The organism is Paenochrobactrum gallinarii, from assembly GCF_014205685.1.
Lineage (GTDB): Bacteria > Pseudomonadota > Alphaproteobacteria > Rhizobiales > Rhizobiaceae > Paenochrobactrum > Paenochrobactrum gallinarii.
In genome coordinates this window covers 96654-119281 of sequence record NZ_JACIIU010000008.1, presented here as the reverse complement: position 1 = coordinate 119281, position 22628 = coordinate 96654, and the positions used below count along the sequence as shown (strand labels likewise).

The 22628-nt window shown below is 47.8% G+C and carries 19 protein-coding genes and 2 pseudogenes; 9 read left to right on the top strand and 12 right to left on the bottom strand.

All coding sequences use genetic code 11. The features are described 5' to 3' along the window. Both FHS77_RS16235 and FHS77_RS16495 read right to left on the bottom strand, forming a co-directional pair. A pseudogene (locus FHS77_RS16235) lies at window positions 1-569 on the bottom strand (transposase); the annotation flags it as partial. 27 nt (window positions 570-596) lie between these two features. Further along, the gene (locus tag FHS77_RS16495; RefSeq protein WP_425498148.1) at window positions 597-845 is read right to left on the bottom strand and encodes an aminotransferase class III-fold pyridoxal phosphate-dependent enzyme; all 249 of its coding nucleotides are present in this window, start codon (window positions 843-845) and stop codon (window positions 597-599) included. 467 nt (window positions 846-1312) lie between these two features. On the opposite strand from FHS77_RS16495, the gene FHS77_RS09880 reads away from it, so the two are divergent. Both FHS77_RS09880 and FHS77_RS09875 read left to right on the top strand, forming a co-directional pair. Continuing rightward, entirely contained in the window at window positions 1313-1867 is a 555-nt protein-coding gene (locus tag FHS77_RS09880; RefSeq protein WP_343060992.1) for a nucleoside/nucleotide kinase family protein, read from the top strand. 209 nt (window positions 1868-2076) lie between these two features. Beyond that, window positions 2077-3015 (top strand): annotated as a pseudogene (locus FHS77_RS09875) (IS5 family transposase). 372 nt (window positions 3016-3387) lie between these two features. Here the strand turns inward: FHS77_RS09875 and repC are convergent. From repC to FHS77_RS09850, 5 genes are all read right to left on the bottom strand, one after another. After that, on the bottom strand, window positions 3388-4578 hold the full coding sequence (repC, locus tag FHS77_RS09870) for a plasmid replication protein RepC (protein ID WP_184222847.1): 1191 nt from the start codon (window positions 4576-4578) through the stop codon (window positions 3388-3390). Window positions 4579-4746: 168 nt separating this feature from the next. Next, window positions 4747-5769, bottom strand: a complete 1023-nt coding sequence (gene repB / locus FHS77_RS09865) for a plasmid partitioning protein RepB (RefSeq protein WP_184222845.1) — start codon at window positions 5767-5769, stop codon at window positions 4747-4749. A gap of 3 nt (window positions 5770-5772) precedes the next feature. Beyond that, a complete protein-coding gene (gene repA, locus FHS77_RS09860; RefSeq protein WP_184222843.1) occupies window positions 5773-6978 on the bottom strand; it encodes a plasmid partitioning protein RepA in 1206 nt (401 codons plus the stop codon). A 405-nt stretch (window positions 6979-7383) separates the two neighbouring features. After that, complete coding sequence (locus FHS77_RS09855; RefSeq protein ID WP_184222841.1) at window positions 7384-9006, bottom strand: AMP-binding protein; 1623 nt, start codon at window positions 9004-9006, stop codon at window positions 7384-7386. A 62-nt stretch (window positions 9007-9068) separates the two neighbouring features. Next, window positions 9069-9560: a MarR family winged helix-turn-helix transcriptional regulator gene (locus FHS77_RS09850; protein ID WP_246431287.1), complete on the bottom strand. Its 492-nt coding sequence runs from the start codon at window positions 9558-9560 to the stop codon at window positions 9069-9071. Between the two features lie 281 nt (window positions 9561-9841). Between FHS77_RS09850 and FHS77_RS09845 the strand changes: the two genes are divergently transcribed. The 7 genes from FHS77_RS09845 (at window position 9842) to FHS77_RS09815 (ending at window position 17298) form a co-directional block, all read left to right on the top strand. Beyond that, on the top strand, window positions 9842-10651 hold the full coding sequence (locus FHS77_RS09845) for an alpha/beta hydrolase (RefSeq protein WP_343060991.1): 810 nt from the start codon (window positions 9842-9844) through the stop codon (window positions 10649-10651). Between the two features lie 53 nt (window positions 10652-10704). Then, entirely contained in the window at window positions 10705-11841 is a 1137-nt protein-coding gene (locus FHS77_RS09840; protein ID WP_184222837.1) for an ABC transporter substrate-binding protein, read from the top strand. Between the two features lie 166 nt (window positions 11842-12007). Continuing rightward, window positions 12008-12928, top strand: a complete 921-nt coding sequence (locus FHS77_RS09835) for an ABC transporter permease subunit (protein ID WP_184222835.1) — start codon at window positions 12008-12010, stop codon at window positions 12926-12928. 9 nt (window positions 12929-12937) lie between these two features. Beyond that, window positions 12938-13918 (top strand): branched-chain amino acid ABC transporter permease, encoded by a 981-nt coding sequence (locus FHS77_RS09830; RefSeq protein WP_184222833.1) that lies wholly within the window; start codon window positions 12938-12940, stop codon window positions 13916-13918. Continuing rightward, window positions 13911-14660 (top strand): ABC transporter ATP-binding protein, encoded by a 750-nt coding sequence (locus tag FHS77_RS09825; RefSeq protein ID WP_184222831.1) that lies wholly within the window; start codon window positions 13911-13913, stop codon window positions 14658-14660. Before FHS77_RS09830 ends, FHS77_RS09825 begins: the two co-directional genes overlap by 8 nt. Continuing rightward, a complete protein-coding gene (locus tag FHS77_RS09820; protein WP_184222829.1) occupies window positions 14661-15344 on the top strand; it encodes an ABC transporter ATP-binding protein in 684 nt (227 codons plus the stop codon). Window positions 15345-15525: 181 nt separating this feature from the next. Continuing rightward, window positions 15526-17298, top strand: a complete 1773-nt coding sequence (locus tag FHS77_RS09815) for an SLC13 family permease (protein ID WP_184222827.1) — start codon at window positions 15526-15528, stop codon at window positions 17296-17298. 80 nt (window positions 17299-17378) lie between these two features. Here FHS77_RS09815 and FHS77_RS09810 read toward each other — a convergent pair whose 3' ends face one another. The 5 genes from FHS77_RS09810 to FHS77_RS09790 form a co-directional block, all read right to left on the bottom strand. Continuing rightward, the gene (locus tag FHS77_RS09810; RefSeq protein WP_246431288.1) at window positions 17379-18128 is read right to left on the bottom strand and encodes an ABC transporter ATP-binding protein; all 750 of its coding nucleotides are present in this window, start codon (window positions 18126-18128) and stop codon (window positions 17379-17381) included. An 11-nt stretch (window positions 18129-18139) separates the two neighbouring features. Then, window positions 18140-18913, bottom strand: coding sequence for an ABC transporter ATP-binding protein (locus FHS77_RS09805; protein WP_184222823.1), 774 nt, complete (start codon window positions 18911-18913; stop codon window positions 18140-18142). Between the two features lie 12 nt (window positions 18914-18925). Beyond that, window positions 18926-20065 (bottom strand): branched-chain amino acid ABC transporter permease, encoded by a 1140-nt coding sequence (locus tag FHS77_RS09800; protein WP_184222821.1) that lies wholly within the window; start codon window positions 20063-20065, stop codon window positions 18926-18928. Window positions 20066-20070: 5 nt separating this feature from the next. After that, the gene (locus tag FHS77_RS09795) at window positions 20071-21099 is read right to left on the bottom strand and encodes a branched-chain amino acid ABC transporter permease (protein WP_184222819.1); all 1029 of its coding nucleotides are present in this window, start codon (window positions 21097-21099) and stop codon (window positions 20071-20073) included. A gap of 91 nt (window positions 21100-21190) precedes the next feature. Next, a complete protein-coding gene (locus FHS77_RS09790) occupies window positions 21191-22534 on the bottom strand; it encodes a substrate-binding protein (RefSeq protein WP_184222818.1) in 1344 nt (447 codons plus the stop codon). Window positions 22535-22628: the final 94 nt, after the last annotated feature.

Genomic DNA, 22628 nt, shown 5'->3' with positions numbered 1-22628 from the left:
AGCTCGTTTGCGCCCACCACGCTTGCGCACAGTTAGGTTCTCTTCCTGATATAATCTACGCAGCTTCTTCAAGTTCATGATGATCCCCTGTCGTTTCAGCATGACGTGAATACGCCGATAACCGAAGCGCCGTCGTTCGGAGGCCACTTGTTTCATTGCTTCACGAATATGCGCATCATCAGGCCGCTTACGACGATAGCGCACACTTGATCGATCAACACATAAAACGGCACACGCCCGACGCTGGCTCACGGCATACTCCTGGCAGACATGAACAACTGCATCCCGCTTGGCATCGGGCGTTACCATTTTTTTGCAGCAACATCTTTCAAAATGGCATTGTCGAGCATCGTCTCGGCCAGCAGCTTTTTTAGCTTGGCATTCTCTTCTTCCAATGCTTTCAGTTTACGCGCATCGGAAACCTCTAGGCCACCAAATTTGGCTTTGTATTTGTAAAAACTGGCGCTGCTAATCCCGTATTTGCGGCACACCTGTGCAGTCGGCGTTCCCGCTTCCTGCTCTTTGATCATTCCAATTATCTGTTCGTCTGAAAACCGTGAACGCTTCATTATCCAACTCCTACCAAGGATTGGACTCTACCAAAATCTGGAGGAGTTTGCGGGTCTCACGTCACTAGAGCAAGCTAGAAGGCGGGTTTGTAACTCAACAACAGAATCCACTTCAAAGCTGGAGCTGCAATGCGTGAGTTGATTCAATTGGAATTGCACAGCTTTAAGTATTTTTTCGTTCTGATATCCTAGAGATAAATTGAAAGTTCCGGCCGTGAGGTCAAGATACTCCTCATTTTTATCGGAAACCAAATAGCATCCATGGCCAGACTTCATATTAATCTTATGAGAGCATAAATTGTGTTCACCCATTATTATTCCCAATAATAAAGTATCATAAATGCAATGCATCTATTTATAAAAAATATTTCAGAGAAATAAGTATGGTATAATTTTTATGAATGATTGAAATGTAATAATATTATATTATTAGTTGCTGCCATTTAAAAAAGCATCACTTCCGTGATTGGAGGATAGACTAAAGTCAACGATTTAGAATATCAACTCCCAATTTATTATTATATTCCTTTGAATGAAATTGCCCCATTCTAAGAATGTTGTATCGCAATGATATTGGCGTTAAGTCGAATTTGGTATCAGCTTTTACAAATCGATTTAACACCGATTTCGAACAAGTTTACTTTTAAATATCTAGTAATAAAAATAGGTTTGGAATGTTCTCAAGGTCCGTAATTATCGATAATATCTCGAAACATATCAATTCGTTGTCGGGTCGAACACTTGTGGCGATAGACGGTGTAGACGGTTCAGGGAAAACTACATTTGCTGATGAACTTGCGCCAATAATTGAACAGAGTGGTCGTCAGGTCATCCGCAGCAGTGTCGATGGCTTTCACAATCCCCGAGCCGTAAGATATAATCGAGGCAAATGTGATCCTCACGGTTTTTTCTTTGATTCATATAACTATGGCGACCTGCGTCAATTCCTCCTCGATCCGTTTAAATGCGGCGCGGATACCGTCGATACAGCACGATTTGATCATCGCGTTGATAATGCGGTAAAAGTAACCAAGAGTGTTAGTTCTTCGGCTGTGCTTCTTTTGGACGGAATTTTCCTTCATCGAGAAGAGTTGATAAACTGTTGGGATTTCAGCATATTCCTAGATGTTCCATTTGCTGTCTCTTACAGTCGTATGGCAATCAGAGATCAGTGCAACCCTGACCCTTTGTCGCCAGAAAATCACCGTTACTATGAGGGCCAAAACATTTATCTTCGCACTTGTACGCCAGCCCTACGCGCTTCCATTGTCATCGATAACTCAGCGTCCATTTTCTAGACGACGGCATAAACAAGCTATTTGAAAGCGTAATGATAGGGGTGAAGCCGGAAACCCAGAAAATTCCGTGCCCTGAATAGGGTATACCCAAGGTGGACTAGCGGAATCTGGTGCTGTATGGTCTGTTATCACAACTTAAAACGGCGTTGTTGCATGGATCACAGATGAGCTGATATGCTGGGTCAGTTTATCTTCTCAGGATACAGTTGATGCCGCATAAGTTCAATGCCAAGCGCCGCGACAAGATACCCAAACAGCAATTGAAGGTAACAAACTGGTCATTCTATAATGAAAGCCTGCGCCAGCGTGGTGATTTGACCATATGAGTGAGTGAGGCGGCGGGATGTATGTGGTCTGCGGCGCGCCGGAAATCTCGCGGTGGCCAGCCCAAATATTCGGATCTTGCAATTACACTGTTTTTGACCTTGCGCGTTATCTATCACCAACCCCTGCGCCAGACCCAAGGCCTGATGCGCTCTGTCGCGCGGCTGATGGGGCTTGATATTTCTGTGCCGGATTTTTCTACTTTATCGCGTCGGGGCAAAGGACTGGTATTGCCTTTAGCAAGACCTCAAGTCGCTAACAATGAACCGGTTCATCTTGTGGTCGACAGCACGGGATTAAAGATCTTTGGTGCGGGCGAATGGCTGGAAAACAAGCATAAAATCAAGATAAAACGCAAAACATGGCGTAAACTGCACCTCGGTCTTGATCTCGCCAGTGGTCAGATTATCTGCTCCGATCTGACGACAGATGATGTTGGCGACCCGACGGCTTTGCCCGACCTTCTTGACCAAGTGGATGGCAACGTTGACACATTTATTGCCGATGGCGCTTACGATGGAACGCCAACCAGTAATCTTCTGGTGGCGCGATTTGGTGCAAATGTGGAGGTCATTATTCCTCCTCCTAGAACAGCAGTTTCAAGCCCGCAAGCCGCGCTCAATCCCTCAGTTCGAGATCGCCACATAGCCGAGATTAAGACCCAAGGCCGAATGGCTTGGCAGAGCATCACCGATTATGGCAGACGGGCCAAAGCAGAGACATCAATGGGCCGTTACAAATCCATTATTGGCAACCGGCTGCGCTCACGCAAATTAGCCAATCAGAAAACCGAAGTTATACTTGGGTGTCGTATTCTCAACTGAATGCTTAACCGTACACGCCCGAATTCTGTCCGCGACACAGAGACAACCGCATAAAACTAACAGCAAAGTGCGGATTCTGACCAAAAGCGCATCCATGCACCAACGTCCTTACCATGGTAGACCCACAATGGTTTTGGCGATTGCAGAAGCCTTACCAGCGGCGGACGTAGCTGCCTGATTTTGAAGCGGCACAATACCCGTCCTGCTCTACAAATCTTTGCACGCTATGTTCAGGAGCAATTCTCCCAAACCCGTATTCTTTTGGTCAAAAACTTTATGCATCAGCAAAAAAAGCAAATAAAAACAATGGGTTTGCCAGTTGCACACGAACAACTGATGTTGATTTATTCGTTTTCAAGAGACTAAAATTGCTTAATTCATATGGCTTTTATGGCTCTCACTTCTCAATAAGCTCATCAGCATTGGACCAACAGAAAATGCCTGATGAGTGGCTTTATTGGTTAAATTGCGTAAATATCCACCAGCAGATTGAATTTGGTCTAACCGCTGCAACATACAAGCAATGATAATAGCTGCATTTTGTTGCCCAAAGATGGTTACAGCTTGCTGATATGCTGAGGGACTAATGCCTAAATAGCTACGAATTTGTGCTGTAACAGCAATAAAATCCTTCCAAAGCTTTATTTTTTCACTTGAATAAGCTTGAAGATCTGGACAAGCGCGCAGCACTAATTCAAGCGGATAAGTTTGAGCTTTTAGTTCTGATATTGTTTTATTTGTTGCACTCTGCTCTGTTGTTTCAAATTTTATTATAGATTCAGAGTCTGAACTATTATGCTGCCGCTCAGTTTGGGCTTCATTGGTGCTCAAAATTTGTATTTTTTCTAAAGAATTCAACGCATTATCGATTTCATGACGTAAATCCTGCATTTGGTTTACAATCAGTTCTAATGCGCTTGTATCTGCGCGACGCGGAATGGTAGCGATAATATCGCGGAACTTGTTGTTGATTGCTTCCCATTGCGCTGTAATGCCGGTTTCAGTCGCCATTTCGATGAGTTTAGCGATGTCACGACGATGCAATGTTAAACGCTCACGCATCAATCTGTTTGCTGATTGTTGTGCACGGACATATTGAGCACCCTCTTCAATTTCTGCAGCACGTGCAAGCAGAGGAGCAAGAGAGAAACCATAAGCATTGGCAATCACACCTTGTTTATCTTTATGAGCGTAACGCTTACCGTTTGGACTATCCTTGCGAATGATCAGACCAGCTTCTAACAGGCAAGCTAAATGCCGACGCAATGTAGCATCTGCCATGCCATGGGCACGCAGTGACAATTGACGGTTCGATGGAAACACTATTAGGCTGTTGTCCGTGCTCAACATATTGGACGGATAAAATGACAATAAAGCATTGAGCACAGCAAGGGTACGATCCCCTACTTTGAATAATGACTTACCTTCACACAGCCAGCGATAGAGTTTCCATTTATCGACGGATGTATTTTCAGTGATTCGGTGTGCTTGCTTTTGTGTAGAAAAAAGAGCAAACGACATCGGTCGAGCACCAAACGGTGTCGATACAATATTGGAATCCATGTTTTCCTCACCTAAAATCAGGCAAAAGAAATCATGCCGCCAAAATGACGCTCAAAAAGCTTGACAGTGATTCGGGGAAATGCGATTCTCAAGTTACCACACACGAGAAGGGCTTCCACGACGGCGACGTTAAGGGGGCCTTTTTCTTTTGCTGTTTAATGTCTCCAGTTAATCTGACGTTTTACGTGCACGATACTCGTCAAAAAGCGCATCCATACGCTCTTCAACAAAGCTTGCAAAATCATCCGCAGCTTTACGATCGAAGACAAAAGTTACCTTTGAATTCGTCTCAGTAATTTTAAGCGGCTTTACACCTGTCGGAGCAGTCCACACACGGGTGAACTTTTCTGACGGAGTCTTGGTTTTCAAAGTCTCATAAAGCTTGATGAAGCGATCATCACTGCGCAGAAGAACGAAATCCGGTTGCTCAATAAGCAGTTTTGCCTTTGAAAAGCGGGGTTTTTCATCCAAAAGATCAGCAAGTTCAGCCCATCTTTGACGACCAAAGGAAGGCGCTGCACCAATTGCTTTGATAAATTCGGCCGGAAGACGCTCAACCAGCGAAATCATGCGGGAAAGTGCTGCTTTATCAACACCGAGCGATGACATGATAATCTCACGCGAGAAACCGCGCTGCTCCAGCTGCCATCCAAAGAAACAACGCTCAATGAAGCTTAAATCAGTACGGGCATTGTTTTCTTGACCCTGACTGACAACCAGCTGCTCATCGCTTAGAGCGCGTACAACCGCTTTGATCTTGCCGCCAATGGTTTTGATCGCGGCTAAACGACGATGACCATATGCAACCTGATAAAAGCCAGGTTTCTCAGGATGTGGACGCACCAAAATAGGCACTTGCTGACCATGTTCTTTGATCTGATCGATCAAAGCCTGCTGATCTTCAAGTTCAACGCCTAAACGGTCGACAACAAACGAACTTTCCAGAAATTCGGGATCCAACTCGACGATTGTTTGACCTTCGGCAAGCTGTTTTTCAATTTCATCTGCACGATTGGCGCGCACATTCATATTTTCCAATGATTGTGAAATCGCACCAACAGGGCTTGATGGCTTAATGTTTTCACCAAGCCCCATCAAAGGACGGCCTAACGGACGTGTTCTTTGTTCAACTGGTTCATTAGCTTCAGTTGGCGGAGTTACCTTGATATCAAACAGGTTTTTACGTGCCATGGATTACTTGCGCCCCCATGTTTTACGGATCATTTCTTCAATCTCGCCATTAACAAGTGTCAGAGATTCAAGCGCGCGGTCATAAGTGCCACGCGTAAATTGTGCACGGTCAACTTCATAAAGCGTTTGCTTTGTCAGGCCGGCATCGGAAATAGCGGTGGATTTAACCATCGCATTCTCAAGTACGCGATTGCCGAAGATGGAACGCATAAAGCCGGCCATTTGGCTTTGCGGTCCATCATTAGGCTCAAAACGCGTAATCAGATAACGCATCCAGTCATATTCAGTATTGCCCCCTGCTCTCTCAACAACATTGAGAAGATCAGAGGTCATATGCAAAAACTGCGACATAGACATAACGTCAAGCATTTGTGGATGAACAGTGATCAGAACCGAAGTCGCAGCACACAAAGCAGACAGGGTCAAAAAGCCCAGTTGTGGCGGACAGTCGATAACGATCACATCATAAACGCTTTCAATCTCAGCCAGACATTCGCCAATACGGGAGAAGAACATTGTCTCCTGTTGGCGGTCGGCCAGAACTTTTGGCGTTTCATGTTCAAATTCCATAAGCTCCAGATTGCCGGGAATGATATGTAAGCCAGGTGTATAAGTGGAACGTACGATTTCGGTGATGTGACGACGATGTTTATCATAGCGGATCGCCGCATAGATCGTTTCGTTGTGATCAACATCAATTTCAGGCTGATGCCCAAACATTGCTGAAAGACTGGCTTGCGGATCAAGATCAATGGCAAGTACGCGGTAACCGCGCAAAGCCAGATATTGAGCAAGATGTGCAGTGCTGGTGGTTTTTGCACTGCCGCCTTTAAAGTTCATCACCGAGATGATTTGTAGCTTTTCACCTTCGCGACGATGACGGATATATTTTGGCGAGTTTTTGCCTGAACCTTCATCTAAGATTGTGCGAAGTTCTTCGATGTCGTGAATGGAGTACATACGGCGGCCATTTGGCAATGGTTCTGGCCCGTGCCCTTCAGCAACGATCTGACGCAGATAACCCTCATGAATGCCGATAAATTCTGCGGCTTCATGGGGGGTAAATAAACGGATGGTTTTTTGGGCTGTCGGCGGAAATGTTCTCAACTGATGCGCTTGTAGCTGCCGCGATAATTCCGCAGCATCAGCAGCAATCAAAGAACGCAGACTTTCGCCAACCGGACGTTCTGTTTCATTGTTGATAGACATACCCACCTCGTTGATCAGCGCTTTTTTCCGAAATGGACTAATATAAGCGCTGATTATTATGACCCGATTCTAATCAGAGAGCAATCGCTGATTAAGAGATTAGTTACCATAGTGATATCAGCTCTTTAAACGCCGTACAACAGCTGCAATTAGCAGAGGATGCCTTGTTATCTTACAAGAATCAAGCAGTTACTTGGTTTTTATAATCGGCTTAGTTTTGCTGACAGGCTGAGTTTGAGCGGTGCCAGAATGATTAATCTGCCGGCATCAGCGCTGCTGAAGATATTCAGCACTTTAAGCGCATATTGTGATGTGTGTTTTCATAGCAATGAAATGCATAGTTTGGTTGTACACGTACAACAAAAGATCAAGGAGTTGTACGTGTACAACTCCTTGAGTGATATTTTAATGGTGCATTGTTTTTAAAAGGTAGCGTTGAATTTTGCCTGTAGGTGTTTTTGGCAGCGCATCAACAAACAAAATTCTGCGAGGATATTTATAAGGCGCGATTAGCTGTTTTACATGGTCTTGTAAGCGCTTTATCATTTCGTCTGATTGTACGGCGCCTTTCTGCAAGACAATATAGGCCTGCACGCGTTGGCCGCGCTCTTCATCTTCGGCTCCAATAACAGCGCATTCACTGACATCGGGATGGGCGAGGAGGGCTGCTTCAACCTCAGGGCCGGCAATATTATATCCGGCTGAGATAATCATATCATCATTGCGCGCTGCAAAATGAAAATAGCCATTGTCGTCTTGATAAAATGCATCGCCGGTTAAGTTCCAGCCATCGCGAACATAATCTTGCTGGCGTTTGTCGGAAAGGTAGCGACAGCCGGTTGGCCCGCGCACAGCCAGACGCCCGACCGTATTGCGCGGAACTTCCTGCATATTGTCATCGACGATTTTTGCTTCATAGCCGCTAACCGGTTTGCCGGTGCTTCCGGGGCTGGAATCCTCCAGGCGGTTACTGATGAAAATATGGAGCATTTCGGTTGCTCCAATGCCGTCAAGCAAAGGTTTGCCGGTCGCTTTGATCCATGCCTCATAAATAGGCGCTGGCAAAGTTTCACCGGCAGCAACCGCCACACGAAGGGAGGAAAGATCGGCGCCATCTTCCATTGCTTGTAGCATCACCCGATAGGCTGTGGGTGCGGTAAAGCTGATGGTTGCTTTATAGGTTTCAATGAGTTTGATCATATTGGGCGGGCTTGCCTGTTCCAGCAAAGCGGCAGTTGCGCCAAAACGCAGAGGAAATACCGCCAATCCCCCAAGGCCGAATGTAAAGGCGAGAGGAGGGGAGCCGACAAAAATGTCTTCTGGCTGCACATTAAGTACTTCTTTGGCATAGCCATCGGCAATCATCAGCAGGTCACGATGAAAGTGCATAGTTGCTTTTGGCTCACCAGTCGTTCCGGATGTGAAACCAAGCAGAGCGACATCATCGCGGCCGGTTTTTATCGCCTCAAATTGCACCGGTTTATCCAGAGCCGCATAATCAAGCTCGGCGTCATGATTGGCAGTGCCGTCAAAGGCGACGACACGTTTGAGGTATTTGCTGCCTTCAGCGCATGCCAACATGTCATCCATTAAACGATTATCGCAGAGTGCGAGACTGACTTGCGCCTTATCGACGATTTTTGTCAGTTCACCAGCGCGCAGCATCGGCATGGTATTAATGACCACCGCGCCCGCTTTAGTGGCAGCCAGCCAACAGGCGACCATCGCAGGGTTATTGGCCGAGCGTATCAGGACGCGGTTACCCGGTACAATGCCGTAATCTTCCACCAGCACATGCGCCAGACGGTTGGTCCAGTCGGATAATTCTTTGTAAGTACGACGCCGTCCATTCCCGATCAGTGCGGTTTTGTCACCAAAGCCCTTGGCAACCATAGCATCGGTTAGTTCGACGGCAGCGTTAAGATAGTCTGGGTATTGAAAGTTGTACGTGTGCAACTCAGGCCATTCCTGAAATGGCGGCAAATTTTTTCGCGAAAAATCATCAATATGCGCGGAAGGACCAAGCATGTTTATTCCCCTGCTATGCTCTATATTTGTTTTAAATAAAACAATAGGCAGGCTGTGGGAGGTCAGCCTTCAGTAAAACCACGGGAGTGGTCAATTTCATCCATTATCGTTAAAAGCGCGGCGCTTTGTTCAGGCTCCAAAACCTGCAAGACGTCGTCAATCCATTTTTCATGTGCGTCGGCTAAGGTTTCAAAGCTAGCTTTGCCAGTTTTTGTCAACCGCACAATGGTTGCCCGTTTGTCACCAGAAACGGTTTCTCTGATGACAAGACCATCAGAAACCAGCCGTTCAATAATGCCGGTAACATTGCCGTTTGAAACGCGTAAGGCGGCGGATAGTTCCGACATGCGCAATCCTTCATCAAAACGATAAAGCGCGGACATCACGTCGAAACGGGGCAATGTTGTATCGAATTCATCACGAAGTTTTTCGCGAATCATAGCTTCAATATGCTTGGTCGTTTTAAGAACTTTCAGCCAAACGCGCAGGTTTTGCTTTGATGTTAAACGGTCAGCACATGTCATTTTGGACGCTAAAACTTTGTTTTCTGGCATTAGCGAGGTTCATCCGGCCAAAGCAGTATGGTCATATAAGACATTGTTTCCTCCCAAAAACGGATATCTTATTCACTCATCCATCCTGACACCAAACAAAATAATTTCAAGTATGAAACTTCATGCTTGAAATTATTTTCATCTTGTGTCGACAATAGGGGCGTTGCCACGCATATTATCATGGTAAAAAGAAACGGGCAGCAAAATTCGACTGAACACACGGGGAGGTGCGAAGTTTGAATGAGAGGATAAAAACAGATTGGGATCTGGCTTATTCCAATGTGCTGCATGTTGCCAATTCGGCGGATTATCCGCTGTTATGGCAAGAGAAATCGCTTAAATTTCGCGAAAAGGCACAGCAAGATGAAAGATTGGAAGCCGATATTGCTTACGGGGCATTGCCACGTAACCATTACGATTTGTTTTTTCCGGTCAATAAAAAAGATAAAAAGAATCAAAGCATTAAGGGCTTAGTCGTCTATGTTCATGGCGGCTACTGGATGAAGCTTGATAAGTCTTATTCTTCTTATTTAGCATCTGGGGCTCTTGCTCACGGCTATGCAGTTGCAGTCGTTTCTTACACTTTATGCCCTGATGCTTTGATTGGAGATATTGTGCGTGAGGTGGCCATAGCAATTCACCACGCAGCACAAAAAATCAATGGGCCGGTATATCTGGTCGGGCATTCAGCTGGTGGCCAGATTGTCGGCCGTATGATTACAAAAACATCGCCACTTGAGGTGAAAACGCAGCAAAGAATAAAAAATACGGTTTCGATCTCAGGTTTAAGTGACTTACGGCCATTGATGAAAACGCAAATGAACGCGGTTTTACGGCTTGATGATGATCAGGCTTATACAGAAAGCCCGGCTTTGTTGGAGCCTGTCAGCGGAGCCAAGCTGACAACATGGGTCGGCGGCGCAGAACTCCCTGAATTTATTAGACAAAGTGCTTTGCATGCGAATGTCTGGCGTGGGTTCGATTGTGATACTTATTCTGTCGGCGAGGCGGGTAAGCACCACTTAAATATTATAGACGGATTAAGTGATCCGGAACATATTCTAATAAAAACGCTTCTGGAAATTGCTTGAATTTATGCTAGCAAAGAACAAAACGAATAAAAATAAAGAGCGAGGGGAATTTCATGAGAAAACTATCATCAGCTATTTTAGGGCTTAGCATGTTGCTTTCCGGCACAGCTTTGGCCGAACCTATTAAAGTGGGAATGATCACCACATTGTCCGGCGGAGGAGCGGGGCTTGGCGTTGATATTCGCGACGGCTTTTTGTTGGCTTTGAAACAGGCCGGCAATAAAGATATTGAAGTCGTTGTTGAAGACGATGCGCAAAAGCCTGAATTGGCGGTGCAAATTGCCGATAAAATGATTCAGAGCGATAAGGTAGACATTCTTACCGGTATTGTTTGGTCGAATTTGGCGATGGCTGTGGTGCCAGGCGCTGTCGCACAAGATAAGATTTATATCTCCACCAATGCGGGGCCTTCGGCTTTGGCAGGTGAAAAATGCAGCCCTAACTACTTCAATGCCGCTTATCAGAACGATAATTTGCATGAAGCTGTTGGCAATTATGCCAATGATGCAGGCTATAAAAAAGCTTTCATCCTCGCGCCAAATTATCCGGCAGGTACGGATGCGCTGACTGGTTTCAAGCGTTTCTTCAAAGGCGAATTGGCTGGTGAAGTTTATACCAAAGTTGGACAGACCGATTATGCGGCTGAAATTGCTGAAATCCGCGCCTCCGGTGCAGATTCTGTCTACTTCTTCTTACCAGGCGGCATGGGCATTGCTTTCATGAAGCAATATTCACAGTCTGGCGTTGACATTCCGGTGATGGGACCAGGGTTTTCCTTCGATCAGGATGTTTTGGCCGCGATTGGTGATGCAGCGCTGGGTGTGAAAAACTCGTCGCATTGGTCGAAAGATCTCGATAACGCAGCCAACAAGAAATATGTCGAAGCGTTTAAAGCTGAGTTTGGCCGCATCCCATCGCTTTATGCGACCCAAGGTTATGATGCTGCTAATCTGATTTTGTCAGCTGCGACGAAAGCAAGCATTAAAGACAAAGATGCTTTCCGCGCTGCTTTGAAAGAAGCAGATTTTGACAGCGTTCGTGGCAAGTTTAAATTCGGCAATAATAATCACCCGATTCAGGATATTTATATCCGTGAAGTGATTAAAGAAGATGGCGTGCTGACCAACAAGATCGTAGCGACATCCTTCACCGACCATCAAGATGCTTACGCGTCCGAGTGCAAAATGTAAAAACGCTGTGGTTTCAAGCGTTTAAATCCAAGCCATTGAAACATGCGGATGCCGTGTAGGGAGCATTCGCATGTTTTAATCACCTGATTAACTAACTTATTGATATATCAGGTTTTTACGGCAGGCGCTTAAACAGTCTTCCCACATTTAACCACAGGATGATCGTGTGTCGCTGGCTCTTATTATTGAACAGCTCCTCAACGGCCTGCAATTTGGCGTAATGCTATTTTTGATGGCGGCAGGGCTGACCCTGATTTTCGGTGTTATGGGCATTATCAACCTTGCTCATGGCTCTCTTTTTATGATTGGCGCTTTTGCCTGTGCGGCAGTTGCGGCTTATACCGGCTCATTTTGGATCGGGCTGATGGCAAGTCTCGCAGGCGCTGCGGCGGCTGGCGCATTGATGGAAATTACCGTTGTGCGAAGGCTCTACGGGCGCGAGCATTTGGATCAGGTTTTGGCGACTTTCGCGCTGATTTTGATATTTTCCGATGCAACGCGCTATGTTTTCGGCTCATTTCCGCTTTATCTCGACATTCCGCCCCTGTTACAGGGCTCTGTTACATTGCCGGGCGGGGCGCATTATCAGCTATATCGTTTAGCGATTATCGGCGCTGGTATTTTGGTCGCGCTGGGGCTTTACCTTCTCATCAACAAAACGCGTCTTGGAATGCGTATTCGGGCCGGTGAATCTGATCGTGAAATGATCAGCGCATTGGGAGTTGATATTGCTAAGCTCAATACGATTGTTTTTGCGCTTGGTGCGGCACTTGCTGGTTTTGCCGGTGCGCTGGTGGGAGCTTTGCAATCGGTGCAGGTTGGCATGGGTGAACCGGTGCTTATTCTGGCCTTTGTGGTGATTGTTATTGGCGGTATCGGTTCGATTAAAGGCGCGCTTTATGCGGCAATTCTGGTGGGCGTAGTAGATACAATGGGGCGTTTTTTGCTGCCAAAGCTGTTTGCGCTGTTCATTCCGCCATCACAGGCCTCCACAACTGGTACAGCCCTTGCTTCCATGCTGATTTATATTGTTATGGCGATTATTCTGACATTCAGGCCAAAAGGCCTGTTTGTGACTGAGCGATAGGGAAGTGTGATGAAAACAGAAACTCTTCTCAATCTTTTCCTCGCACTCGTTTTGCCATTGGTCGCAATGGTGGCTTATTGGATCGGCGAGCCGTTTTATTTCAATTTAACCACCCGCATTGCGGTTTTGGCACTTGCAGCAACAGGTTTAAACCTGGCTCTTGGTCTTGGCGGGCTGGTCTCCTTCGGTCATGCGGCGTTTTTTGGCATTGGCGGCTATGTGGCGGGCATTTTTGCCACTCATGCCATGTCCGGCACGCCCTTTATTGAATGGCCGTTTGCTATTGGTGCAACCAATCAGATGCTGGTCATCTGGGTTGTCGCGATGCTGGTTGCAGGGCTTGCAGCACTGGTGATTGGTGCGATCAGTTTGCGCACTTCCGGTGTTTATTTTATCATGATTACGCTCGCTTTCGCGCAGATGGTTTATTATTTCGCCATCTCATGGCCGGCTTATGGTGGTGAAGACGGCCTGTCCATGCCTGTGCGCAATACGTTTTTCGGTCTCAATACATTTGATCCGCTTAATCTGTTTTTGATTGCTTATCTGGTGTTGATGGCGGTGATTTATGGCTTTTGGCGGCTGACAAATTCACGCTTTGGTGCGGCACTACAAGGCGCGCGCCAAAATGAGGTGCGGCTTGCCTCCATTGGTATCAAACCGTTTCAGATCCGTTTGACGGCTTTTGTGCTTTCAGCGATGATCACCGCGCTGGCGGGGGCGCTTTTTGCTGATCTTAATCGCTTTGTCAGTCCGACAATGTTGTCATGGCATATGTCGGGTGAGCTGATTGTGCTGATCGTTTTGGGTGGAACGGGGCGTTTGTTCGGGCCTTTGGCAGGTGCTGTGCTTTATGTTCTGTTTGAGTTTGCTTTGGGCAGCACGGTGGAGCATTGGCAATTTTTCTTAGGGCTGATCTTGTTGGGTGTGGTGATGTTCGCACGTGGCGGATTGATAGGCCTCATTGCGGGGAGGGCACGTCATGGCTGAACCAATTCTCTCCATTCAGAACTTAAAGAAGACATTTGGTGCTCTTAAAGCCACGGATGATGTCAGCGTTGATTTACGTAAAGGTGAGATTCATGCGCTTATTGGCCCCAATGGAGCGGGCAAATCAACGCTGATCCATCAAATTGCGGGCACTTTGCGTCAAAACAGCGGGACAATTCACTTCAATGGCGCGGAAATTTCCGATCTGTCTGTAGCAGAGCGCGCGCAATGCGGTCTGGGGCGGACATTTCAAATTTCATCTTTGATGCCAGGATATTCAGCACTGCGTAATGTCACTTTGGCACTGCAATCAAGGCAAGGCTCAAGTTTTCGCTTTTGGAAATCAGCGATTACGGATCTCGCGCTGGTGGATGAAGCAGAAGAGATTTTGCAACGCGTCGGGCTTTATGAGCGTCGCTTAATCACCAGCGCAGAGCTTTCTCATGGTGAAAGGCGGCAATTAGAAATCGCAATTGTGCTGGCTTTGCAGGCAAAAGCACTGTTGCTGGATGAACCGATGGCTGGTATGGGACCGGAAGGCTCACTGGCGCTCACCGGCTTTCTTGATAAATTACGCGATGAAGCCCCGATCTTGCTGGTTGAGCATGATATGGATGCGGTTTTCGCGCTCGCAGATCGCATTTCTGTGCTGGTCTATGGCCGCGTCATTGCGACGGGAAGCGTTAGTGAAATTCGTAACAATCCGCTGGTGCGGGAAGCTTATTTGGGGGAGGGGCATTAAATGTTGCTGCAAATTGAACAGCTCGAGACATTTTATGGCGCTTCACAGGCTTTGTTCGGCGTTGATCTCTCCATTGCCAAAGGTGAGGTGCTGGCGCTGATGGGGCGCAATGGTATGGGTAAAACCACTACAATCAGCTCTGTTTTCGGGCTTAATCCGGCAAAACGTGGCAAAGTGGTATTCAATGGTACCGATATCACCAAGCAAAAGCCTTACAAGATTGCCCGTCTCGGCCTTGGACTTGTGCCGGAGGGACGGCGTTGTTTTCCTAATCTGACTGTTAATGAAAATCTGCTGGCTTCAGCGCGTCATGGCGAATGGACGATTGAAGGGGTGCGTAAGCTTTTTCCGCGTCTTGAAGAACGCGGCCAGCAATCCGCTCAGACGCTTTCGGGCGGCGAGCAGCAAATGCTGGCGGTAGGGCGCGCTTTAATGACCAATCCGGAGCTGATCGTGCTGGATGAAGCAACGGAAGGGTTGGCACCTGTTATCCGGCAGGAAATATGGAAAGCGATCCGGGCTTTAAAAAACACCGGACAGTCCATTATCGTCGTTGATAAAACTCTGTCGGAATTATTGCCTGTCGCCGATCAGTGCGTGATTTTAGAAAAAGGTGTGACGGTTTGGCGGGGGACACCGGATAATCTTGATGCCGATGTGCAGGAGCGCTATCTCGGCGTTTGATAAGTAATTGATAATATAAAGCTTTAAATCATTGCTTTGAGGGTAAAAGCAATGGTTATTTGCATGATTCTCTGTCTAATTATATAGATGTATCCTTCCTTTTTCGGAAATTCTTTCTAATTTCGGTCATACTGAGAATGATTCTTCTCCGCGGTTCAGGCTGAAACAGGGATTTTTATTGATGACATTACCCCAAATTCTGGCCTCTGGAACAATTGCGCTGATGATGGCTGCCTTTTTATGGGGCAAGTTTCGTTATGACCTCGTGGCTGTGTGTGCGCTATTATTAGGTATCGCGGTTGGTGTTGTGCCTTATGATAAGGCATTTAGTGGTTTCAGTGATGAAATTGTCATTATTGTCGGCAGCGCTCTCATCGTTTCCGCAGGGGTAGCGCGTTCCGGTTTGATGGAAGCAGCAGTTCAGAAATTTTTTCCGAAAGTGTCTTCTGTACGCATCCAACTGGTCATTCTGGTTGCTGTTGTGACAGTTTTATCGGCTTTTATCAAAAATGTCGGCGCTTTGGCGATTATGATACCGGTGGCGTTTCAATTTGCGCGTCGCTCCAATGTATCGGCATCGGTATTTTTAATGCCAATGGCTTTTGGCGCTTTGCTTGGCGGATTGATGACGCAGATTGGCACATCGCCTAACATTGTCGTTTCGCGCTTGCGCGCCGAAATGGTGGGCGATAGTTTCACTATGTTTGATTTTACCCCTGTTGGCGCTACGCTTGCCGTTGTGGGTATTCTTTACTTGGCTTTTTTCTACAAGCTGATCCCTGAGCGAAAAAAGGAAAATGTCTCTGCAACGGATGCGATTGCGATCAGAAACTACGCATCGGAAGCAAAAATTGCCAAAAATTCCAGCGTCATCGGCAAAACAATCGTTGAACTGATTAAACCTGCGGAAGGTAATGCGATGATTACCGCGATCATCCGCGATGGCCGCCGCATCACGCCTTTGCCTGACCGCACCGTGTTAGAAGGCGATGTGGTGTTGCTGGAAGGTGATTCCAAAGCGCTGGATGCAGTTATCAGCAATGGTAAGCTTCAAATCGCCGAAAATCGTAATCCGAATGATACGGACGGTTCTGAAGAGATTGAGGCGATTGAAGCCGTTATCGGGAAGAATTCGCCGTTGATTGGTATGTCGGCGCGTAATCTCGATCTTTATAGTCGTTATGATGTGAACCTGCTGGCGGTTAGCCGTGAGGAAGAACGTATTACGCAGCGCTTAGGCGAAGTAGAGTTTCGTTTTGGCGATGTGATTGTGTTGCAGGGGCGTGCAAACATTTTACCGCCATTGTTGCGCGAATTTGGTTGTTTGCCACTTGCCAAGCGCACGATTTTGCTTGGCAGCGTGCGCCGCGGACTGGTGCCTTTGGCAATTCTGGTCGTCGCGATCATGGCGACTGTATTAGGGCTTTTGCCGGTGTCGATTGCTTTCTTTGCCGCAGCTGTGGCGATGATCTTGTTTAAAGTGATCCCGATCAATGAGATTTATTCGGCAATTGACGGACCAATTTTGATCATGCTGGCCGCACTCATTCCGGTCAGTGATGCCTTGCGCACAACGGGCAGTACAGATTTGATTGCTGAAGGCCTGTCAATGGTCGCCACTTATCTGCCGCCATCAGGCGCATTGGCAATGATTTTGCTGACTGCAATGGCTGTCACGCCGTTTCTCAATAACGCGGCAACTGTGCTGGTGATGGCACCGATTGCCACGAGTTTTGCCGCTGGTTTAGGTTATAAGCCGGAAGCATTCCTCATGGCGGTTGCCATTGGCGCTGGTTGCGATTTTCTGACCCCCATTGGTCATCAGTGCAATATGCTGGTGATGAGTCCAGGTGGTTATAAATTCAGCGATTATCCGCGGCTCGGTCTGCCACTGTCAGCAATTATTGCTCTTGTGGCGGTGCCTGCATTGATTTTCTTCTGGCCGCTGAGTTAAAAAGTAAAAGAAGCCCAAAAAAAAGCCCCGCATGAAATCACTTTTATGCGGGGCTTTTGATGATTTGAAGCTTGATAATTTTATATCGCCAGATACTCGTTGCGAAGTTCAGGATTATCGAGCAATTCTTTGGCGCTGCCGCTAAAGACCAGCTCGCCGGAATCCAAGATCACCGCCCGGTCAGAAAGTCGCAAAGCTGCAACTGCATTTTGCTCGACGATGATCGTTGTAATGCCGCGCTCTTTAATATCATAGACGATATTTTCGATCTCCTTGACGATAACCGGTGCCAAGCCTTCATAAGGCTCATCCAGCAGCAGAAGCTTCACGTCACGCGCAAGCGCGCGTGCTACGGCCAGCATTTGCTGCTCACCGCCTGACATCGTCACGCCTTCCTGATTACGCCGCTCGGCCAAACGTGGAAAATGCGCGTAAATTTGCTCTAAACTCCAGCCTTTATTCGGTGCAATTTGCGACAAAATCAGGTTTTCTTCCACTGTCATGCCCGGAATAATACGGCGATCTTCCGGCACCAATTGAATGCCGGCTTGCGCGGCCTGGTAGGATTTCATGGTGTGTAAAGGCTGGCCCTCAAGCCAGATTTCACCCGCACGGGCTTCCGGCTCGGCTAAACGCGCAATGGCGCGCATGGTAGAGGTTTTTCCTGCACCATTTCGGCCAAGGAGCGCCAGAATTTCACCCTTTTTAATGTCGAGATTAACACCTTGAACAATGTAGCTCTCGCCATAATAGGCGTGAAGGTCGCGGATGGCGAAAAACTCCTGCGAAGGATCACTATTATTGGCGGCAGAGATTGCCTCTTTTTTCATTGAGACTGCACTCATTCCTCAATCCCTCCCAGATAAGCCATTTTTACGCGTGGATCGTCTTTAATCTCTTCCGGCAGGCCGGTTGCGATAATCTTGCCCTGAGCCAGCACTGAAATTTTATCGGCCAAAGAAAACACAACATGCATGTCATGCTCAATGATGACCTTGGTCATGCCGGTCATTTTGATTTTTTTGAGCAGTTCAATGGTGGTGTTGGTATCGTGGCGCGACATACCCGCAGTTGGCTCATCCAGCAGCAGCAAACGCGGGCGCTGGATCAGGCACATGGCAAGCTCCAACCGTCTTTTGTCACCGCGCGATAAAACGCCAGCCAGGCTTTCACGATGATTATAAAGACCGATATCATTAAGCAAAGCCTCCGCTTCATCGCGAATTTCGGCTTCCTTGGCGACAGAGCGGAACATATTGACTTTAAACGCACCATCACGGCGGGCAAATGCCGGTGCCATAACATTTTGCAAAACATCAAGATCAGCAAAGATTTCCGGTGTTTGGAAAACGCGGGAGATACCGAGCTGATTGATTTCATGCGGCTTTTTACCGGTCAGAATAGTGCCGTCAAAGACAACAGCACCACTGCTTGGCGGAATACGCCCGATGATCACATTAAGGAGTGTTGATTTACCGGCCCCGTTGGGGCCGATAATCGCGTGGGTTTTGCCTTCTTCGATTTGCAGGTCAATATCGGACAAAGCCTGCAAACCACCAAAGTTTTTAAATACATCTGCTGCATGCAGAACAATATTACCTGGTGTCTCACTCATGACATCATAATCCTATTCTGCGGGTTGCGGATGAAGGGCTTTGGCGGTTTTGGGTTCTGGCCTGAGCTTTTTTAACAAGCGCTGGTAACCTTCAACCAAACCACCTGGCAGGAACACGACGATCAGCACAAAGATGAGGCCGAGGGTCAGGTGCCAGCCTTCGCCGACAAATTTGGAAAGCACGGTGACAACTACATTTTCCAAACCATCCGGTAAGAAGGAAAAGGCTTTATGCAGCGTGTTGATATTGATGGCGGAGAAAATATTTTCGAAATATTTGATCAGCCATGCGCCAATGACAGGGCCTGTGAGCGTGCCGACACCACCTAAAATGGTCATAAGCACAACATTGCCGGATTCTGTCCATTTCATGCGCTCGGCACCTGCAATCGGGTCGGTAACGGCAAGAAGAGCGCCTGCAAGTCCTGCGAACATACCTGAAATAACAAAGGCCGAAAGCATATAAGGCTTGGTGTTAAATCCGGTATAGACCATACGGGTCTGATTGGATTTGATGCCGCGTAGTGCCATGCCAAAAGGAGAGGCAAAGATTTTCTGCGACAGATAGAAAGCCAGGATCAGCAGAACAGCCGAGATATAGAAGCCGAAATAACCACTGATTTCCATACCGAACAGACTTGGTGTCGGCAGACCGGTGCCGCTGGTGGTAGCGCCGACCATTTTGTCGAAAACCCGCGGATCATCGCGCGCCAAAAGTAGGCCGGTTTCACCATTGGTGATCGGAGTGAGCACTGAATAGGCCAGACTGTAGCTCATTTGCGCAAAAGCGAGGGTCAGAATGGAGAAGTAAATACCGGATCTGCGCAGGCTGAAAAAGCCGATGATCAGGGCAAAAATACCAGCCATTACCACTGCCAGCAGGGTGGCAGGTATAATATCCATGGAAAAAAGCTTGAATGACCAAACTGCGGTGTAAGAGCCGACGCCTAAGAATACGGCATGGCCGAAGCTTAAATAGCCGGTAAGACCAAAAAGAATGTTAAAACCGATTGCAAAGATGGCGTAGATGGCGAATTTTTGCATCAAACCCGGATAGGCTGCGCCGATAGGGGCAAGCCATAAAGGCATGGCAATCACAACCAGCGCAAAAATTGCAAATGTAAGCGTGTCTTTTCTGGATAGTGAAAACATGGCTATCAGGTCTCCATCACACCGCGGCGTCCCATCAGACCACGCGGACGTACCAGCAGAATAACCACAGCCACCAGATAGATAATGACTTGGTCAATGCCCGGAATAATTGACTTAATCTCGGTCATCGAAGCGAAAGATTGCAGGATGCCGAGTAGGAAACCGGCAATAACAGCGCCCGGCAGCGAGCCCATACCGCCCACCACAACGACCACGAAGCTGAGAACAAGGAAGTCCATGCCGATATGATAGTTCGGCGGCAATAATGGCGTGTACATAACGCCTGCAACACCGGCCACAACGGCCGCAAGCCCGAAAACCACGGTAAAGCGGCGGTCAATATCAATGCCCAGCAGCCCGACTGTTTCACGATCAGCCATACCAGCGCGTACAACCATACCGAAAGTGGTGAATTGCAGAAAGGCAAAAACCCCACCGATAACGGCTAAAGAGAAGACGAGATAAACAAGACGCCACCACGGATAGGTGAGGGTGTGTGCCTGCATACCGATCCAAGAGCCGATATCTGCCGCACCGCGTAAATCTGACGGCACCGGTTGAGGCACGGGATTGGCGCCGAAAAAGCTTTTGATGATTTCCTGCAGAACAATCGCCAACCCGAAAGTGACGAGAATTTGCTCGGCATGGGTGCGTTTGTAAAAATGTTTGATCAGGCCGCGTTCCAACACGATACCGATAATCAGCATCACCGGAACGGCCAGAAGGATGGAAATGGGTACCGAATAATCGACAAGCACCGCGCCGAAATCGCCAAGCCAGTTCTGCACCAGTGGTGTGCGCACTTCCAGCGGTGCACCCCAAGGTGAGAGTTTCGTCGGGTCTGTGGTGACGACTTCCATCGTGATGAGATAGCGAAACATCACTGCACAAAAGCAGCCAAGCATAAATAAAGCGCCGTGAGCGAAGTTAACCACGCCCAGCGTACCAAAGACCAGCGTAAGGCCAAGGGCGATAAGAGCGTATGCACCGCCTTTATCCAGACCATTGAGCAATTGCGCAAATAACGCGTTCATATCTGTTCCTGCGGGTTAGAACCTTAAAAGGTGAAAATGATGATTTATCCGGCGCATGGTTTGCGCCGGATAAAATGCCCGTATTTTATGATCAGCAGGTTTTAGGGTCGTAAGGGCCCAGTTCACCGCCAAAAATGCTCGGGTCATAGGTCACATCGGCGCGTGCTGCCTTGCCAACCACATTGAGAACATCGAATTTGCTGGTCGGATTTTCATTGCCGCGCACCACAAGCACATCTTTGAAGCACTGGTGATCGCTGCCGCGATAAAGGGTAGGGCCATTGCCCATACCGTCAAATTCAAAATCTTCCAGCGCTTTGATAACTTCCGGCGGATAGAATGTGCCGGCACGCTCACAGGCATCGGCATAAAGAATAGCCTGAACATAGCCTGTATGGGCGGACTGTGATGGCGGTGAACCATAGGCTTCACCATAGGCTTTGGTGAAGGCTTTGGTACCTTCATCATCAAGCGCCCAATGCCAGTTGGACGTGCCGAAAATACCTTTCACGGCTTCGCCTGCACCAACAGCCATCAATTCAGAGAACATCGGCACAACGATTTCAAAGTTTTTGCCGTTTGCCTGACGGTCACGCAGACCAAATTGTACGGCCTGCGGCAGTGAGTTGACCATATCATGGCCGTAGTGGTTGAGGATCAGCACGTCAGCGCCTGAATTCATCACCGGTGTCAGATATTGCGAATAGTCGCCAAGACCAAGCGGTGTGCGCACGGTTGCGACGGTTTCCCAGCCCAGCGCTTCTGTAGCGGCTTTGATGGATTCTTCCTGTGTCCAGCCCCATGTATAGTCGGCGGTCAGGTGATAAGCACGGCGCTCGCGGCCATATTCTTCGGCCAAAAATGGTGCAATCGCGACACCGGATTGATAGGCGTTGAAGAAGTGGCGGAAGCCATAACGGCGTTTGTCTTTACCGGTGGTATCATTGGAGTGGGTCAGGCCGGACATGTAAATCACGCCTTTTTCCTGACAAAGGCTCTGTACGGCAATCGCTTCACCCGATGTCACGGAGCCCGTTACCATAACGGCTTTGTCGCGTTCGATCATGCGGCGTGCGCCATCGCGTGCGGCGTCAGTGTTTGTTTGGGTGTCACCCGTTACAAACTCGACTTTTTTACCTAAGATACCGTTCCCCTTCAAGGATAGTGGTTTGAGTGTGTTGAGAGCGCCGCCGTCGCCTTCACCATTGATATGTTTGATAGCCAGTTCATAGGCTTTCAGCTGCTCCAGACCTTCTTCGGCATAAGAGCCGGTTTGTGGTACGATGAAACCGAATACAGGGTTGCCGCTGCCAGGATTGTTGCAAAATTCTTGCGCCCAAGCGCCTTTGCTGAATACAAGCGGGGTGGCGAGAGAGGTCACCAGACCAGCACCGGCACCTTTGATAACAGAACGCCTGTTGATACGAAATGACATATGAGCTCCTCCTCGAGCATAGTTTTTTTATGCTTATTGTTCCCAAGGAGTAGTGTCGTTCAAAAGAAATATACTTCAATAACAAATTGATATT